We start from the raw sequence: 782 nt of genomic DNA, 5'->3' as shown, positions 1-782 counted from the left end.
GGGATTGAGTTCGCTCGCTAGTTGTTTCGGCAAACTGGCGACAATAGCGCTCGGCCCCAATGTGGGTTTCTCATCAACATCAACGACAGCGATGTGCAACCTAGGGTCGAGCGCATTTAACTTAGTGGTCGGCATGCGAAGTTCGATCACATAACCTTGCTCTGTGTTTCGCCAAAATCCCTGTATGCCGGTTTGATGGCTCGGCGTTAGTTCGCCGGAAATTGGGTGTGTGTTATCTACGCCGTATTTCCAATCAAAGTCAGTAAAATAGCTGGCTAGATTACCTTCCCCTTGTGCCGGGATGAGAACACGCTTGATGGCGCCCAATGTATCTTGGTAGGTCAGCTGAACATGGTCATTGTAATCGAGTCTAAGATGATTCGCCTGGCGCTCTTGTATGACGTTATCCCGCACATTCAGTGCAACATAGAGATATCTTTGTGTCTGCGCCAACGCAAGTCCAAAAGCGCTTTCAGCCGGTAGCTCAGGGTCCGACTGCCAGATAGAAAAGCTAGATTCAAATGACGTTAATAGTTTTTGTTGGCCATTCCAGTCACCGAGGTTTCCATCGAGGCGGATCGGCGCAGCTACAGAAGGCGCGCTTAACGCGTGCTTTTCGACGAGGCTGTTGTCGTCTGCAGCTAGTAATTCGGCAATGTTCTCTTGCGTCGCAACGAGGCTGGTCGCGATGGCTTTGGTTTCGATCAGCTGCACTCGGCCCTGAGTAGTGATTGCGGCTTGCTGAATCTCTTGCCAATACGACCACGCAAACCAGGGAATAG

At 50.9% G+C, this 782-nt stretch carries 1 protein-coding gene; it reads right to left on the bottom strand.

All coding sequences use genetic code 11. The features are described from left to right. A partial coding sequence (locus A3750_RS26235) for a hypothetical protein (protein ID WP_197475087.1) occupies positions 1-782 on the bottom strand: 782 nt, incomplete at both ends.

This window comes from Oleiphilus sp. HI0079 (assembly GCF_001635105.1).
This window is presented reverse-complemented; position numbering and strand designations above follow the sequence as displayed.